Annotated in this window: 14 protein-coding genes; 13 read left to right on the top strand and 1 reads right to left on the bottom strand. The window is 53.7% G+C overall.

All coding sequences use genetic code 11. The annotated features are described in order from the left end of the window. Window positions 1-2 precede the first annotated feature (2 nt). The 12 genes from ACT3RU_RS04675 (at window position 3) to lpxC (ending at window position 14,699) form a co-directional block, all read left to right on the top strand. Complete coding sequence (locus ACT3RU_RS04675; protein ID WP_087109360.1) at window positions 3-1,499, top strand: UDP-N-acetylmuramoyl-L-alanyl-D-glutamate--2,6-diaminopimelate ligase; 1,497 nt, start codon at window positions 3-5, stop codon at window positions 1,497-1,499. After that, window positions 1,496-2,854, top strand: a complete 1,359-nt coding sequence (locus tag ACT3RU_RS04670; RefSeq protein ID WP_193056280.1) for a UDP-N-acetylmuramoyl-tripeptide--D-alanyl-D-alanine ligase — start codon at window positions 1,496-1,498, stop codon at window positions 2,852-2,854. The genes ACT3RU_RS04675 and ACT3RU_RS04670 overlap by 4 nt, the downstream gene beginning before the upstream one ends. Window positions 2,855-2,863: 9 nt before the next feature. Then, window positions 2,864-3,946 (top strand): phospho-N-acetylmuramoyl-pentapeptide-transferase, encoded by a 1,083-nt coding sequence (gene mraY, locus ACT3RU_RS04665; protein WP_087109356.1) that lies wholly within the window; start codon window positions 2,864-2,866, stop codon window positions 3,944-3,946. A gap of 57 nt (window positions 3,947-4,003) precedes the next feature. Beyond that, a complete protein-coding gene (gene murD, locus ACT3RU_RS04660) occupies window positions 4,004-5,383 on the top strand; it encodes a UDP-N-acetylmuramoyl-L-alanine--D-glutamate ligase (protein WP_483392526.1) in 1,380 nt (459 codons plus the stop codon). Beyond that, entirely contained in the window at window positions 5,380-6,564 is a 1,185-nt protein-coding gene (gene ftsW / locus ACT3RU_RS04655; RefSeq protein ID WP_483392525.1) for a putative lipid II flippase FtsW, read from the top strand. The genes murD and ftsW overlap by 4 nt, the downstream gene beginning before the upstream one ends. A gap of 17 nt (window positions 6,565-6,581) precedes the next feature. Continuing rightward, a complete protein-coding gene (murG, locus tag ACT3RU_RS04650; RefSeq protein ID WP_192526350.1) occupies window positions 6,582-7,679 on the top strand; it encodes an undecaprenyldiphospho-muramoylpentapeptide beta-N-acetylglucosaminyltransferase in 1,098 nt (365 codons plus the stop codon). 53 nt (window positions 7,680-7,732) lie between these two features. Further along, window positions 7,733-9,145 carry a UDP-N-acetylmuramate--L-alanine ligase gene (murC, locus tag ACT3RU_RS04645; protein WP_483392560.1) on the top strand — a complete coding sequence of 471 codons (1,413 nt, stop codon included), beginning with the start codon at window positions 7,733-7,735 and terminating at the stop codon, window positions 9,143-9,145. Further along, a complete protein-coding gene (locus ACT3RU_RS04640) occupies window positions 9,142-10,080 on the top strand; it encodes a D-alanine--D-alanine ligase (RefSeq protein ID WP_319643837.1) in 939 nt (312 codons plus the stop codon). The genes murC and ACT3RU_RS04640 overlap by 4 nt, the downstream gene beginning before the upstream one ends. A gap of 9 nt (window positions 10,081-10,089) precedes the next feature. After that, window positions 10,090-10,803 carry a cell division protein FtsQ/DivIB gene (locus ACT3RU_RS04635; protein ID WP_193056285.1) on the top strand — a complete coding sequence of 238 codons (714 nt, stop codon included), beginning with the start codon at window positions 10,090-10,092 and terminating at the stop codon, window positions 10,801-10,803. A 302-nt stretch (window positions 10,804-11,105) separates the two neighbouring features. Next, window positions 11,106-12,395 carry a cell division protein FtsA gene (gene ftsA, locus ACT3RU_RS04630; RefSeq protein ID WP_193053782.1) on the top strand — a complete coding sequence of 430 codons (1,290 nt, stop codon included), beginning with the start codon at window positions 11,106-11,108 and terminating at the stop codon, window positions 12,393-12,395. A 34-nt stretch (window positions 12,396-12,429) separates the two neighbouring features. Continuing rightward, window positions 12,430-13,608: a cell division protein FtsZ gene (gene ftsZ, locus ACT3RU_RS04625; protein ID WP_483392524.1), complete on the top strand. Its 1,179-nt coding sequence runs from the start codon at window positions 12,430-12,432 to the stop codon at window positions 13,606-13,608. Window positions 13,609-13,787: 179 nt separating this feature from the next. Then, on the top strand, window positions 13,788-14,699 hold the full coding sequence (lpxC, locus tag ACT3RU_RS04620; RefSeq protein ID WP_172116351.1) for a UDP-3-O-acyl-N-acetylglucosamine deacetylase: 912 nt from the start codon (window positions 13,788-13,790) through the stop codon (window positions 14,697-14,699). A 155-nt stretch (window positions 14,700-14,854) separates the two neighbouring features. Here the strand turns inward: lpxC and ACT3RU_RS04615 are convergent, their stop codons facing one another. Continuing rightward, complete coding sequence (locus tag ACT3RU_RS04615) at window positions 14,855-15,310, bottom strand: DUF721 domain-containing protein (protein WP_193056286.1); 456 nt, start codon at window positions 15,308-15,310, stop codon at window positions 14,855-14,857. Window positions 15,311-15,417: 107 nt separating this feature from the next. On the opposite strand from ACT3RU_RS04615, the gene ACT3RU_RS04610 reads away from it, so the two are divergent. Beyond that, entirely contained in the window at window positions 15,418-15,765 is a 348-nt protein-coding gene (locus ACT3RU_RS04610; RefSeq protein WP_193056287.1) for a hypothetical protein, read from the top strand. Window positions 15,766-15,779: the final 14 nt, after the last annotated feature.

Here is a 15,779-nt window from a genome sequence, read left to right as displayed (position 1 = left end):
GCATGACGTTGGCTCCCACCGATGTATGGAGCGCGCTGAGCAAAGTATGGCCGGGTGCTTCGTTTGAGCAGCCGCTACCCGAACTGCCCGCGTCTTTATGTCTGACCACCGATTCACGCGCGCTGGAAGTCGGCGATATATTTGTAGCTGTTCCAGGTAGTCAGCGTGACGGGCGCGATTTTATTACCGTAGTGCTTGAGCAGGGCGCTTCGCTGGTGCTGGCGCATACCAAGGAGCGCCATGCTACCTGGGATGGGCGTGTGCTCTACTTACCACACCTGGCTGTCCGCTTGGGAGAGTTGGGTAAGCAACTTTTTAATGTTCCGGATGACCTTGAGGTTATTGGCGTCACCGGTACCAATGGTAAAAGCTCTGTTACTCATTACATTGCAGAACTTAGCGAAGCGCTAGGTATTCCGGCGGGCGTTGTAGGAACGCTGGGTGTAGGCCGCCCAGGCCAGCTAGTGGATACTGGGCTCACCACGCCGGGGCCGTTAGCCTTGCAGGCGGCGTTTGGAGAGCTGGCGCTTCAGGGCATTAAGCGAGTAGCGCTTGAGGTTTCCTCCCATGCCCTTGATCAACATCGGTTAAATGCTGCCAACATAAAGGTGGGCGTGTTTACCAACCTCACGCGAGATCATCTTGATTATCATGGCAGCATGGCGGCTTATGCAGCGGCCAAGGCGAAGCTATTCAGACGTAGCGAGCTTGAGCTTGCAGTGGTTAATGCCGATGATCCTCTGGCGCGATTGATGCTGGCTGGTTGTGATCAAAGCGTTCGCGTATTGGCGGTCGGTCAGGGTGAGGCCGTAACGCTACGGGTGATGGACGTTCAGACAAGCGAAACAGGCCAGCAAGCGCTTATTGCCACGCCCGAAGGCGAACGCATGTTAGTGCTGGGTCTGGTCGGGCGCTTCAATCTGGATAATGTGTTGTTGGCCATGGCGACGCTTTATGGATGGGGCCATTCGATTAACTCACTTTTTGAGGCTGCCGCTGCACTTGCCCCGGTGCCTGGCCGTATGGCGCTTTATCACGCAAAAGGCATGCCGGGCGTGGTGATTGACTATGCCCACACTCCCGATGCATTACACAATGCGCTCACAGCGCTGCGCGCCCATTTAAGTAAGGCGGGCAAGCTGTGGTGTGTGTTTGGCTGTGGCGGTGAGCGCGACACAGGCAAGCGCGCAGAAATGGCAAAAGCGGCTGAGGCGCTGGCTGATGTGGTAGTAGTGACCGACGATAATCCACGGGGGGAGTCGGCAGAGCAGATTCGTCAGCACATTATCGCCGGTCTCGCCTCAACGGCAACACTGCTCGAAATAGCGGACCGTCGCCACGCGATTAGCCAGGTGATTCAACAGGCAGCTCAAAACGATGTGATTCTGGTTGCTGGGAAAGGCCACGAGGCCTATCAGGAGATCAACGGCGTCCGCCACGCTTATAACGATGAAGATGAAGTCATGAAGGCGTTTGCATTGCGGGGTAGTGCACAATGAACTGGACACTGGCCGATGCCGCCAGAGTGCTGGGAGTTACAGTGCCAGCCAGCGATGCATCGCGCGCATTTACGTCCATTGTGACGGACACTCGGCAGATTGTTCCTGGTTGCTTATTCATCGCGCTCAAAGGGCCGCGGTTCGATGGTCATGATTTTATCGAACAGGCCCGCGAAAAAGGCGCGGCGGCAGCACTGGTTGAGGCTACGGTTGAAAGTACACTGACTCAGCTGGCATGCCCTGATACGCGCCTTGGGCTTGGGCTTTTAGCTGGGGCGTGGCGTCGTCAGTGCGCTATCCCGCTAGTCGGTATCACGGGGAATAGTGGCAAAACGACGGTTAAGGAGATGACGGCTGCGCTGTTATCGCCGCTGGGTAACGTGTTGGCCACGGAAGCCAATCTTAATAACGATATTGGTGTACCCCTCACGCTTTTACGCTTAGCGCCCGAGCATCAAGCAGGCGTGATTGAGTTAGGCGCAAATCACTTGGGCGAAATCGCCTGGTCCAGTCGATTAACCGTACCGGATGTGGCGGTGATTACCAACGTAACGGGCGCACATGTTGGCGAATTTGGAGGCATGGGTCATATTGCCCAAGCCAAAAGCGAACTGCTGAATGGCCTAAGCGAACAGGGCATCGCGGTGCTCAATCGTGAAGATCGTTACTACCCCTTTTGGGCTGCCTGTGCGTCGCCGCGCCGTGTGATCAGTTTTGGGTTTGATAGTACCGCGGATGTTCATGCCTCGGCGCTTTCCTGTGACTCTCAGGGGCGGTATGCTTTCACGCTTGTTCAACATGGCAAACCGTTGGGTGATGTGCAGCTTGCCATGCCAGGTAAGCACAACGTTAGCAATGCGCTGGCCGCGGCTGCGGCCGCATTAGCGATAGGCGTAATGCCCACGGATGTGATTGAAGGTCTGCAGACCCTGCGCGCGTTGAAAGGAAGGCTAAGTATCGTTTCGGGGCTTAACGGTGCCACGCTGTTAGACGATACGTATAATGCCAACCCTGGGGCGGTCAAAGCCGCTATGGAGACGTTAATGCGTTTCCCCGCGCCGCGTTGGTGCGCACTGGGCGCCATGGGTGAGCTGGGAGACGAAACGGAAAAACTGCACGCTGAAGTAGGCCGTTACGCGGCTGAGCTTGGCATCGACGGGCTGTTGACGTTGGGTGATAACGCGCGTCCAGCTTGTGACGCCTTTGGTCGCGGGCAGCATTTTGACGACCACGAGACGCTAGTGCGTCATGTCATTAATACTTTGCCGCCCAATGCCACGTTGTTGGTTAAAGGGTCGCGTAGCGCTGGTATGGAAAAGATCATTACTGCGCTGCGCTCGGATGAAATAAGGTAAACGTCGTTCATGTTACTTTACTTGGCAAATTTTTTAGCTCAGTACTATACGGGCTTCCAGGTTTTTAACTATCTCACCCTGCGTGTCATTCTTGCCGCGTTAACGTCACTAATGCTTTGCCTTTGGCTAGGGCCGTGGGTCATTCGACGACTCGTGGAAGGCCAGATAGGCCAGGCTGTGCGTGATGATGGCCCGCAGTCACATCTTTCAAAAGCGGGCACCCCCACTATGGGAGGGGTGATGATCCTGCTGGCCATCGGCATCAGCACCATCATATGGGGTGATTTAACCAACCGTTACGTATGGGTGGTATTGGCCGTTACGCTGGGCTTTGGCGCGATAGGCTGGGTCGATGATTACCGGAAAGTGGTAGAAAAGAACCCGCGTGGTCTGCCTGCACGCTGGAAATACTTTTGGCAGTCGGTGGTAGGCCTTGGCGCTGCGTTAGTGCTGTTTTTCACCGCAACCACGCCCGTTGAAACCAGCTTGTTGGTTCCGTTATTTAAAGACGTCGCACTGCCGCTTGGCGTGTTCTATATCGTATTAACCTACCTGGTGATTGTGGGTAGTTCTAACGCCGTGAATTTAACCGACGGCCTGGATGGCTTGGCCATTATGCCGACCGTGCTGGTGGCGATGGGATTGTCCGTATTTGCCTACGCTAGCGGTAATGCAGTGTTCGCCAACTACTTGCATATCCCGTTTATAAACGGCACCGGTGAACTGGCTATTTTCTGCGCCACGATTGCGGGTGCGGGTCTCGGCTTTTTATGGTTTAACACTTACCCCGCCCAGGTGTTTATGGGTGATGTGGGTGCGCTTGCTTTAGGGGCTGCGTTGGGGGTAGTGGCGGTCATCGTTCGCCAGGAGATCGTCCTGTTTATTATGGGTGGTATCTTCGTGGTGGAGACGTTGTCGGTGATCCTGCAAGTAGGGTCTTACAAGCTGACGGGGCGGCGTATTTTCCGCATGGCGCCGCTGCATCACCACTTCGAGTTAAAAGGCTGGCCGGAGCCGCGCGTTATTGTGCGCTTCTGGATCATTACCGTTGTGCTGGTGCTGTTGGGCCTCGCGACGCTCAAGGTTCGTTAATCGGTGCGGTGACGCTGAGCGTTATAGCCTTAAGCGTAAAACGCAAAGGAGCCAGAGATGGTGCGAGTACCCAAGGGTGTCACGGTGGTCGTTGGCTTAGGCCTTTCAGGCCGAGCAATATGCCGCCACCTGGCACGCACGCATACGCCGTTTATGGTCGTCGATACACGCAGCGAGCCGCCGGGGCTTGACGCTTTTTATGCAGCCCATCCAAACGTTGACGTCATATGCGGCCCTCTGACGACGCTCGATTTTACGGACGCTTATGAAGTAGTGCTTAGCCCAGGCGTTGGCCCCGATTCGCCGGGTCTTGAAAGCCTGGCTGGGCGCGTTAACCCGCATACTGGCGAGCCTGTTTTAATTGGTGAAATGGCGCTATTTGTTCGCGCGACCCAAGTCCCCATTGCGGCTATCACGGGTTCAAACGCGAAATCCACGGTTACCACGTTACTGGGTGAGATGGCCAAGGCGGCTGGTGTGCGAGTGGCGGTTGGTGGCAACCTGGGGACGCCCGCGCTGGATTTATTGGCCGAGCAACCGGATGCAGAGTTGTACGTTCTTGAGCTTTCCAGTTTTCAGCTTGAAACCACGCCTGCCTTGGGTGCGAAAGTCGCGGCTTTCTTGAATCTTAGCGAAGATCATTTGGATAGGCATGGTGATATGTCGGTCTATCGTTTGGCAAAACAACGTATTTTTAACGGCGCGCAGTATGCGGTTGTCAATCAGGACGACCCCCTGACCTGGCCTTTTCAAGAAGGACCAGGCATTGTCAGCTTTTCAACGAACCCGCCAACAGACAGCAACTGGGGGTTGGTATGGCAAGGGGCCGAGCTTATGCTCATGCAGGGGCAGACGTCATGGGTTTCGGCGAGTGAATTGAAGATAGCTGGCCAGCACAACTATACGAATGCATTAGCAGCACTGGCAATGGGGCAGGCGTTGGCGCTTGATGCATTTGCCATGGTAGAAGCCTTGAAAGCCTTTATGGGGTTGCCTCACCGGAGCGAAACAGTGGCCTGTATTAATGGGGTGACGTGGATAAACGACTCGAAAGGCACCAATGTTGGGGCAACATTAGCCGCTATTGAAGGGGTGGGCGCCACGTTAACAGGCCGCTTGATTTGGTTGGCGGGTGGTGTAGGTAAAGGCGCTGACTTTTCGCCGTTAGCGGTGCCGTTGGCGCGCTGCGCGCGGCTGGCACTGCTATTTGGTGCTGATAGTGATCGAATTTCAGACGCGGTAGCGGCGCATGTGCCGGTCCAGCAGGTAAACGACTTAACGCAGGCAATGGAGGCCGCATTTAGCCAGGCAGAGCCTGGCGACTGTGTGTTGCTGTCGCCTGCCTGTGCAAGCCTGGACCAGTTTCCCAACTACCAGGTTCGAGGTGATGCTTTTCGTCGCTGGGTGGAAAGCAGTGCGGCGGGAGTATCCTTATGAGCCGATTACAGCGCTTGCATACTGTATTAACGACGCGAAACTCCCCATGTGATATCTGGCTCATTGCAGCCGCTGTGGCGCTTGCAGGCATTGGCTGGGTGATGGTCAGCTCGGCTTCAATAGGGCTGCTGGAGAATAGCTTCTACTATTTCCGTCAGCATGGGATTTTCTTACTCATTTCAACGTTAGGCTGCCTGTTTATGCTTAGCGTACCCCTTGAAGTATGGCGCCAGAATGCGGCACTGATTTTTTTAATAAGCATAGCATTGTTGGTAGGCGTGTTGCTGTTTGGTCAGGAAATTAACGGCAGTAAGCGCTGGATAGCGTTGCCGGGCCCGCTGCCTAGTCTTCAAGTATCTGAGCTTGGTAAAATAGGCCTTATCTTTTACATGGCGATGTTTATGTCGCGTTTTACCTATGATTTACGCCGCCGTGTTTTTACCATGTGGCGCCCCATTGCGGTGTTGGCGCTACCAGCAGGGCTGCTGTTTTTAGCGCCCGACTTTGGCGGCATGGTGGTCTACACCACGTGTGTCATTGGCATGTTAATGATGAGTGGTGCATCGCTCGTTTTACTTATTGGCAGCGGTGCTGTTTTGGGATCTGGTGCGGTCATGATGGTGGCATTGGAGCCTTATCGTCTGGCGCGTTGGACCAGTTTTTTGGATCCGTGGGCAGACCAGTTCGCAACCGGCTATCAGTTGACCCAAGCGCTGATTGCCTTTGGTCGTGGACATGTTACGGGCACCGGGTTAGGAAATAGTGTCCAGAAACTGCACTATTTACCCGAGGCGCATACCGACTTCATCTTTGCCGTTATTGCCGAAGAGCTAGGCATGATTGGCGCTATTGCGATTATCCTGCTGTTTACCCTATTGATTAGTCGCGCCATGTGGATTGGCCGGAAGGCTGAACTTGCGGGCCATCTTTTTGGTGCTTACGTAAGTTACGGTATCTGTTTTGTTATTGCCTCCCAGGCCTTTATCAATATGGCGGTAAGCTCGGGGCTACTGCCCACCAAGGGGCTGACCTTGCCGCTGATAAGTTATGGTGGTTCGAGCTTATTGGTTATTGGCATGATGATTGGTCTGCTTTTGCGGGTTGATGCAGAAACACGACAGCGGCCGAGCCGTGCGGCAACCCCCTATAAACCGCGCCATGAACCGCGGTTATCGAAATAATTTTCAAGGAGTCGTTTGTGACGGTGAACGCACATCGGCGTGTTTTAATCATGGCAGGAGGAACGGGCGGGCATGTGATCCCCGCGCTTTCCCTTGCGCGTGCGCTTATGGCGCAAAACATTGACGTTGAGTGGTTGGGTAGCCCCAGAGGTATTGAAAATCGGCTGGTGCCCGAGGCCGGTATTAAGCTGCATACCATTGCCGTGAGTGGGTTGCGCGGTAATGGTGTGACCGGCTGGCTTAAAGCGCCTGTGAACCTTAGCCGAGCTATTTGGCAAGCACGTGACGTCATAAAAAGCTTTAAGCCGCAGTTGGTGGTTGGCCTCGGTGGTTTTGCCAGTGGTCCGGGCGGGCTTGCTGCGTGGCTATCGGGTATTCCGCTGGTCGTTCATGAGCAAAATGCAGTTGCCGGTTTAACCAACCGCGTGCTTTCCCGCCTGGCGACGCGCAGCTATGCAGCCTTTTCTGAAGCGTTCGGCACGCGGGCAGACGTCATTGGCAACCCCGTGCGTGAAGATATAGCGACACTTGGCCAAGTGCCGCGTACGGTCGAGGCATTACAAGGGCGTCCGCTGCGCTTGTTAGTGGTGGGGGGGTCATTAGGTGCTGTGGCATTAAATGAACGCCTGCCCCAAGCGATTGCTGCGCTACCACCTGGTAAGCGCCCGGAAATACGCCACCAGGCCGGGAAGTCGCGGGAAGCTCAAACGGCACAAGGGTACGCTGAACATGGCATACAGGCCGACGTTTCCCCGTTTATTGATGATATGGCCGCGGCGTATGATTGGGCTGACCTAGTGGTTTGTCGAGCCGGGGCGTTAACGATTGCAGAGTTGGCGGCTGCGGCAAAGCCATCGCTTCTTGTTCCGTTTCCTTTTGCGGTCGATGATCACCAGCGAGTCAATGCCAATGTACTGGTTAATGCGGGTGCTGCGCTATGCGTTGTGCAGTCCGCGCTGACGCCTGAGCGTTTAACGCACTATTTAAATGACCTGTTAGAGCCCGCTACGCTGGCGCTGATGGCTTCCCGTGCACGCCAGGCAGCGCACCTGGATGCCACAGAGCGATTAGCCGAAGGATGCCTGGCGATACTACACAAAGGAGAAAACGTGTGACCGACTCAGTAACCCAATCGTCGCTGCAACGCATAAGCTCAAGCGGCCCGGGCATGCGCCGTATTCAGCATATTCATTTCGTCGGTATCGGCGGCGCGGGCATGTGTGGTATTGCCGAAGTATTGGCCAATCAAGGTTACAGCGTCAGTGGCAGCGATATGAAAGCCTCTTCGGTTATTGAGCGGCTTCGCGCGTGTGGTATTCGGGTTGAGATTGGCCATGCCGAGGAGAATGTCGAAGGGGCCGACGTTGTGGTTGTCTCAAGCGCCGTTGATACGACCAATCCTGAAATTCGCTGGGCACATGAGCACCGTGTCCCCGTGGTGCGTCGTGCCGAGATGCTGGCAGAGTTAATGCGATTTCGTCACGGCATTGCTGTTGCCGGTACCCATGGAAAAACAACCACGACCAGCTTAACGGCGACGTTGTTAGCCGAAGGCGGCCTGGACCCGACCTTTGTCATCGGCGGGAAGTTGACCAGTGCCGGTACCAATGCGCGCTTGGGTGAAGGGGATTATCTGGTTGCAGAGGCTGATGAGTCTGACGCTTCATTCCTGCATTTGCAGCCAATGGTGTCGATAGTTACCAATATTGATGCTGACCATATGAGCACCTATGGTGGTGATTTCGAACGATTAAAAGATACCTTTATCGAATTTCTACACAACCTGCCGTTCTACGGGTTGGCTATATTGTGTATCGATGACCCGCATGTACGGGCACTGCGAACTCAGATTAAGCGCCAGTTCGTTACCTACGGTTTTGCAGAAGATGCCGATTATCGGATTACCGATTTTGTGCAGCAAAGTGGTGAAGTTTCCTTTACGGCTTTGCGGCCTGGTCAGGCTGCGCCCTTAAACGTGCGGCTTGCCATGCCTGGTCAGCACAATGCGCTTAATGCGATGGCAGCGATTGTTGTTGCTACGGATGCAGGCGTGAGTGACGAGGCGATTCTGCGTGGTCTGGCGGGGTTTGCTGGGGTAGGGCGGCGCTTTCAAGTGCATGGCCATTTCCCTGCGCCTAAAGCGCCCGGCAAGATTATGTTAGTGGATGATTATGGCCATCATCCGCGCGAAGTGGATATGGTCATCAGAGCAGTCCGCGCTGGCTGGCCTGAGCGTCGTTTAGTGATGCTTTATCAGCCCCACCGCTACAGCCGGACTCGGGATCTCTATGAAGATTTCGTTCGAGTACTGTCCCAGGTAGATACGCTGGTACTTTTAGACGTATACAGCGCGGGCGAGGTGGTTATCCCTGGCGCTGAAGGGCGCACGCTTGCAGGTTCGATTCGTCAGCGCGGTGAGGTAGATCCGCTTTTTGTTGAACATAAGCAGGAGCTGCCAGCGCTATTAGCCAATGTACTGAGACCCGACGACATTCTAATTACTCAGGGGGCGGGCGACGTAGGTGGTATCTCGCTCAGCTTGGCCAAGGCGAAGCTGCAAATGAGTGAGGTGGAGCTGTGAGCCTGAAAGACATCAATATTGATTGCTCACGTGTGGTGGTGGTTTACGGCGGCTCTTCTGCTGAGCGTGAGGTTTCCCTTAAAAGTGGTGCTGCTGTACTTGAGGCGCTAAAACGCCAAAAGATTAACGCAGAAGGCTATGATTTACGCGACAAGGGGTTAGCTGGACTTGAGGCGATGGCGCCATCGGCGATATTTGTCGCTCTGCATGGTCGTGGTGGTGAAGACGGTACGCTGCAGGGTGCGCTTGAGCTCTTGGACATTCCCTATACTGGTAGTGGCGTTATGGCGTCAGCGCTGGGAATGGATAAGCAGCGCACCAAGCAGGTTTGGCAAGCCATTGGGCTGCCCACGCCGGAAAGCATTATGTTGACGGCTGATGCAGACTGGGCCGGAGTGGTCGCCACGCTTGGGTTGCCGATGATGGTTAAGCCAGTACATGAAGGCTCCACGCTTGGGATCAGTATAGTTAAAAGCCAGGAGGCGCTTGAGGCCGCCTATCGCGAAGCGGCACAATTTGATGCCCGAGTGATGGCCGAGCGCTTTGTGGTCGGTGAGGAGTACACGGTGGCGCTGCTGGATGAGCGTGTATTGCCCGCTATTCGGGTCGAAGTGCCTGGCGGATTCTACGACTATGAAGCCAAATACGTTTCCAATACGACCCAGTACCATCTTCCTTGTGGGCTTACCACAGAAGAGGAAGTGCAGCTGGCAGCGCTGTGCCAGCACGCGTTTGCGGCCATTGGGTGTGAAGGCTGGGGGCGTGTGGACGTGATGCGGGATGCCAATGGCCAGTTCTGGCTATTGGAAGTTAATACCGTGCCTGGCATGACCGATCACAGTTTGGTGCCTCAAGCCGCTGCCTATGCGGGCATCGAATTTGATGACCTGGTGGTGCAGATACTCCACTCTGCCGGAAAGCAGAACGCATCATGATGAGGCCTTATGAAAAGGCGTAATGCCTGGTTTGGTATCCTGCTTCTGGCGTTACTGTTAGTGGCAGGAGGGCGCGCACTATGGCTATGGCTGGATCGGCCCATCGAGCGTGTTTCCATCCGTGGAGAGTGGGATTACGTAAGCGCAGACTACCTACGCACTCAGCTTGCCCCTTTGGTTCAAGGTACCACTTGGTTATCGGCTGATTTAGGCGTGCTGCGTAACCGGGCCCTGGAGATTGGCTGGCTTAAAGAGGTACGTATTTCTCGTGAGTGGCCTAATGCGCTGGTGTTTGAACTGGCGGAACAAGTGCCCGTTGCGCGCTGGAATGATGACTTTTTGCTTAACCCGAAAGGCGAGCCCTTTGCTTTTGCACCTCTGGCGGTGCCTTCAGGTCTTCCTGATCTTGCGGGCCCCAATGGAAGCAGTGAAGAGGTGCTAAGTTACTATCATCGCCTAACACCTTATTTCGCAAACTTGTCGTTGGCACTTACTCAGTTTCGATTAGAACCGCGCGGTGCATGGCGTGTACAGCTAAGTAACGGTGCCTGGATTATGCTGGGCCGGCGCGAGCATGAAGTGCGTCTGGCACGCTTAGCGGCCTCCTGGCAGCGCGAATTATCAAGGTATAGTGAGCATATTCGTTATATTGATTTGCGCTATCCTAACGGTGTCGCTGTTGCCTGGCATGGTCAGAGCGATTTTGAGGCATCAGAAGACTAACTCAAGTTTTAATTAACGCGCTTTAGCCATGATAAGTCGCCGTCAGCGCGTAAAAACGCATTAATGGGGTTTAAATTACACTTCAAGCCCATTATTGTGGGCTTGGGCTGGTCGTATTATGCCAATTGTTTCTATACTATGGGATATCGGTGATTTTGTAGATTTAAACTTCACATCAGCGTACTGCGCTATTGAGCTATCAGCGCTTACCGGTTGCAAGTTATAATAGGCAAAGAATAAGTTGGTTTAAGTATCCCTATTTATTTTAATTTTAAAAAGTTTACAAGGAGAATTCCCGACTCATGGCAGGCTCACCCAATGCATCGAATATGGTGGTCGGGCTGGACATTGGAACGTCCAAGGTCGTCGCAATTGTCGGTCAACCTACCGATGATGGCGGCATTGAAATTGCTGGTATCGGCTCGCATCCGTCACGGGGTATGAAGCGAGGCGTTGTCATTAATATTGAATCAACCGTTCAATCTATTCAGCGCGCTGTGGAAGAAGCCGAGCTTATGGCTGGTTGCGATATTCACTCGGTATATGTGGGCATTGCGGGTAGTCATATTAGCTCGATGAATTCAGATGGCGTGGTCGCTATTAAAGAGCGTGAAGTTACTCCTTCTGATATTGATCGCGTTATTGATTCAGCGAGGGCAAGGGCGGTTTCAGAAGGTCAGCGCGTTTTACATGTACTGCCCCAGGAATTTGCAATTGATGCACAAGGCGGTATTCGCGAGCCCTTGGGCATGTCCGGTGTACGTTTAGAAGCGCAAGTTCATCTGGTAACGGCAGCACTCAACGCGGTACAGAATATTGAGAAATGTGTTCGACGCTGTGGTTTGGACGTCGACTCAATTATCCTGGAGCAGCTGGCATCCAGCATGGCAGTGTTGACCGAAGACGAGCGTGAATTAGGTGTTTGCATGGTGGATATCGGTGGTGGAACCACTGATATGGCCATCTTTACTGAAGGTGCCATTCGACATACGGCCGTTATACCGATTGCTGGTGATCAGGTCACCAACGATATTGCCATGGCGCTACGTACCCCGACGCAGCACGCAGAAGAGATCAAGGTTAAATACGCTTGTGCCTTAACGCAATTGGCCGCAAGCGATGAAATGATTAAGGTTCCTAGTGTGGGTGATCGTCCGTCACGCGACTTGTCGCGTCAGGCGCTCGCAGAAGTGGTCGAACCACGCTATGAAGAGCTATTTACACTGGTTAGAGACGAATTACGTCGCAGTGGCTATGAAGACATGGTTGCCGCTGGTGTTGTGCTCACTGGTGGCACCTCACGTATGGAAGGGGTCGGCGAATTGGCGGAAGAGATATTCCACATGCCGGTTCGTATTGCTTGTCCGCAAAACGTTAAAGGTTTAGCGGATGTCGTGCGAAACCCCATTTATGCGACAGGTGTCGGCTTATTGCACTATGCACTGCAAGAAGCGCGGCATGGGCAGGGTCTAGAAAGCCACGGGGGAGTCATTGCACCTCACAAAGGTCGCAACGAGCTCTCTCGACGTGATATCAAGGAAGACCATTCGGCGCTGGCCAGAATCAAGGGCTGGTTCAAAGGAAATTTCTGACAGGGCCGCAAGCGCGGTTCAGGAGACGGGGCTTATGTTTGAATTGGTAGATAACGCACCCTCAAGTAGTGCGGTCATAAAAGTAGTCGGTGTTGGTGGTGGTGGCGGCAATGCCGTCAATCACATGGTTGAAAGTAACATTGAAGGCGTTGAATTTATTTGCGCCAATACCGATGCCCAGGCGCTTAAACGCGTATCCGCAAAAACAGTATTACAGCTAGGTGGTGAAATCACCAAGGGGCTCGGTGCTGGCGCCAACCCTGAGGTAGGTCGTCAGGCCGCGATGGAAGATCGTGACCGAATCGCTGAGCTGCTTGAAGGCGCCGATATGGTCTTTATTACCGCTGGTATGGGCGGTGGTACAGGCACCGGCGGCGCGCCAGTGGTTGCGCAAGTTGCCAAAGAACTGGGTATTTTAACGGTAGCTGTCGTTACGCGGCCTTTCCCGTTTGAAGGCCCCAAGCGTATGCGCGCTGCCGAAGAGGGAATGAAAGAGCTCTCTCAACATGTTGATTCGCTGATCACCATACCCAACGAAAAGCTTTTATCCGTACTGGGTAAAAGCGCGACGCTGTTAACTGCGTTTAGCGCTGCCAACGATGTATTGCTTGGCGCTGTTCAAGGTATTGCCGAGCTGATCACAAGCCCTGGTATTATCAACGTCGACTTTGCTGATGTGCGTACTGTTATGTCTGAAATGGGCATGGCGATGATGGGTACGGGCGGTGCTACAGGCGAGAACCGCGCCCGCGAAGCAGCAGAAAAAGCTATCCGTAGCCCGCTTCTGGAAGATATCGATCTGCATGGCGCGCGAGGCATTCTGGTCAATATTACGGCAGGCCCGGATCTGTCGATTGGCGAGTTCAATGATGTAGGTGCCACCGTGCAAGAGTTTGCTTCACAAGAAGCGACCATTGTCGTGGGAACTTCCATCGATATGGAAATGTCGGATGAGTTGCGTGTTACTGTTGTTGCTGCTGGGTTAGATGGCGCGAAAACTGCCAAAGCGACGACACGCGAACCTGCACGTCGCTCTTCTGCTGACTCTTCTGATTACCGTAAGCTACAGCAGCCTACCGTAATGCGTCAGCAAGCAACTGCCCGTGCAGAGGCGCCTGAACACGCGCCAAAACCGCGTCCAGAAAAGAGTCGCTCAGCCGATGCTGATGACTATCTGGACATACCTGCTTTCTTGCGCCGTCAGGCCGATTGATTGTTTCAATAGGTTTACTGGGCCAGCAAACGAGTGTTTTATTGGTTAAAACGCTCGTTTACTGGGCCAGCAAACGAGTGTTTTATTGGTTAAAACGCTCGTTTGCTGTTAAAGTGAACACTGTTTGATAACTTTCCTTCCCCTACGGTACTACCGTCATTAGAGTTCGACCACTGCCCATGATCAGACAACGCACCCTACAAAACGTCATCCGCGCCACTGGAGTGGGTCTGCACTCCGGCAAAAAAGTCCACATGGCTTTGCGTCCGGCGCCGACAAACACCGGGATTGTGTTTGTTAGAACCGATCTGGAGCCTGTGGTACATATACCCGCACGCGCAGAGTTAGTGGAAGACACAACACTTTGCACTGCACTTTCACTCGAAGGTGTGAAAGTGGCAACGGTTGAGCATTTGATGTCAGCGTTTGCAGGACTAGGCATCGATAATGCTTATGTTGACCTAAGTGCTCCCGAAGTACCGATTATGGACGGTAGTGCCAGCCCGTTTGTGTTTTTAATCCAATCGGCGGGTATTCTTGAGCAGGATGCAGCAAAGAAATTTATACGTATCAAGCGTCGCGTCGCGGTTAAAGATGGCGATAAAGAAGCCGTTTTCCTTCCGCACCAAGGGTTCAAGGTCTCGTTCGCCATTGACTTCGACCACCCGGTTTTCGAACAGCAGAAACAAACCGCGCTTATCGACTTTTCGACGACCTCTTTTGTGAAAGAAGTTTCTCGGGCGCGCACCTTTGGGTTTATGAAGGATTTGGAGTTTTTGCGCTCTAATAACCTGGCCCTGGGGGGAAGCCTGGATAATGCGATCGTGGTTGATGATTATCGCATCGTCAATGAAGGCGGTTTGCGTTACGAAGATGAATTCGTCAAGCACAAGGTGCTGGATGCGATCGGCGATTTGTATCAGTTAGGCTACAGCCTGATTGGTGAGTTTCACGGTACAAAATCTGGCCATGCGCTGAATAACCAGCTTTGCCGCGAATTGATGGCACAGCCTGATGCTTATGAAATCGTGACGTTTGAAGATGAAAAAGCCGTTGCGCCTATTTCGTACGCAGCGCCTGCAATGGCCTAACTGCCAAGCAGGAGTGTCAGATATTAGCTATGACGCGCTATCCAGGTTCCACCTTTGGTAGTCAAGCTCGATAACTGGCCTTGATGAAAAAAAGCACCGCTCAGGCGGTGCTTTTGCGTTTCTGGCATTTGAGAAGTGCGCAATGTGCGCGGCGCTTATTTTGGTGCGTGAGACGCAAGGCGCTCTAGCGCTTTACGTAGCGCAGGATTGTGCGTGTCGCTTGCGCACTCGCTGAGCGTTTTTCCCGCACTGGCGGATAAGTGTCGGGTATTACGCAAAGGCGCCTCAACTGGGCGGACGGGGCGCACTTTAAAGGTAAAGCCGTTCACAGCCTCAAAGCCTGGCAGTTGATGTAGCAGCGTCAACAGCCGCTGCTGTTCAAAGCGCAACCATGTCAGCCAGCTTGCCTGTCCACTGATCAGGGTTAAGCGCCCATCGCGAAAGCCGCCGACAAAGATATGTGGGCGCATCTCTTCTGGCAGGTGGGCTCTTAAATGACACTGGGCCTGATCTATCAAGCGAGACTGGCGCATTAATTGGCCAATATCCCCTGACTTGTTTAGCAGACGGGCGATGGGCTGTGCGCGAGAACGCTTAACCTTTATACTCATACGCTTGAATCCTGGGGTAACCCCTCAATATATAGCCAAGTAGCGGCATCTACACGGATGCATTACTTATTTGCAGAGCCTAACACGCTCAGGAGCCAATCCACAGCATGTCCTCCACGCTTAACACCTTTTCTGCTTTGCCGCGACGTAACCGTCGCTATGGCTTGGCGCGTTGGTGGCTGGCAGGGCTCCTGGTAAGCTGCTTGTTGCCCAATAGTTTAGTGCCTTTTGATGCCATGCGGGGGGCTGAGCGTAACGTCTGCGTGTGTTTGTGGGTGCCGGCTATTTTACGTGCTCAATCGCATTGGATCGCCAAAAGGCGACGCGCATTGCGCGGTTGGCAGCAGCGATTTAAACGTATCGCGGTGCAGCGCCACTTTTTACCTGTTTATGATTTTATAAAGCGCCAGGTAGCCGCACACGATGTGCTTACCCAGCGCGGTCCGCCCGCTTAACTCACGGTTTTCTA

This window comes from Halomonas sp. TP35, from assembly GCF_052375975.1.
In the GTDB taxonomy this organism is placed as follows: Bacteria; Pseudomonadota; Gammaproteobacteria; order Pseudomonadales; family Halomonadaceae; genus Vreelandella; species Vreelandella citrativorans.
This window is presented reverse-complemented; position numbering and strand designations above follow the sequence as displayed.

What these genes read in the sequence shown, in the direction of transcription:
- ACT3RU_RS04675 (WP_087109360.1), top strand. Translation starts at nt 3, where the DNA reads ATGACGTTGGCTCCCACCGATGTATGGAGCGCGCTGAGCAAAGTATGG.
- ACT3RU_RS04670 (WP_193056280.1), top strand. Translation starts at nt 1,496, where the DNA reads ATGAACTGGACACTGGCCGATGCCGCCAGAGTGCTGGGAGTTACAGTG.
- mraY (WP_087109356.1), top strand. Translation starts at nt 2,864, where the DNA reads ATGTTACTTTACTTGGCAAATTTTTTAGCTCAGTACTATACGGGCTTC.
- murD (WP_483392526.1), top strand. Translation starts at nt 4,004, where the DNA reads ATGGTGCGAGTACCCAAGGGTGTCACGGTGGTCGTTGGCTTAGGCCTT.
- ftsW (WP_483392525.1), top strand. Translation starts at nt 5,380, where the DNA reads ATGAGCCGATTACAGCGCTTGCATACTGTATTAACGACGCGAAACTCC.
- murC (WP_483392560.1), top strand. Translation starts at nt 7,733, where the DNA reads ATGCGCCGTATTCAGCATATTCATTTCGTCGGTATCGGCGGCGCGGGC.
- ACT3RU_RS04635 (WP_193056285.1), top strand. Translation starts at nt 10,090, where the DNA reads ATGAAAAGGCGTAATGCCTGGTTTGGTATCCTGCTTCTGGCGTTACTG.
- ftsA (WP_193053782.1), top strand. Translation starts at nt 11,106, where the DNA reads ATGGCAGGCTCACCCAATGCATCGAATATGGTGGTCGGGCTGGACATT.
- ftsZ (WP_483392524.1), top strand. Translation starts at nt 12,430, where the DNA reads ATGTTTGAATTGGTAGATAACGCACCCTCAAGTAGTGCGGTCATAAAA.
- lpxC (WP_172116351.1), top strand. Translation starts at nt 13,788, where the DNA reads ATGATCAGACAACGCACCCTACAAAACGTCATCCGCGCCACTGGAGTG.
- ACT3RU_RS04615 (WP_193056286.1), bottom strand. Translation starts at nt 15,310, where the DNA reads ATGAGTATAAAGGTTAAGCGTTCTCGCGCACAGCCCATCGCCCGTCTG.
- ACT3RU_RS04610 (WP_193056287.1), top strand. Translation starts at nt 15,418, where the DNA reads ATGTCCTCCACGCTTAACACCTTTTCTGCTTTGCCGCGACGTAACCGT.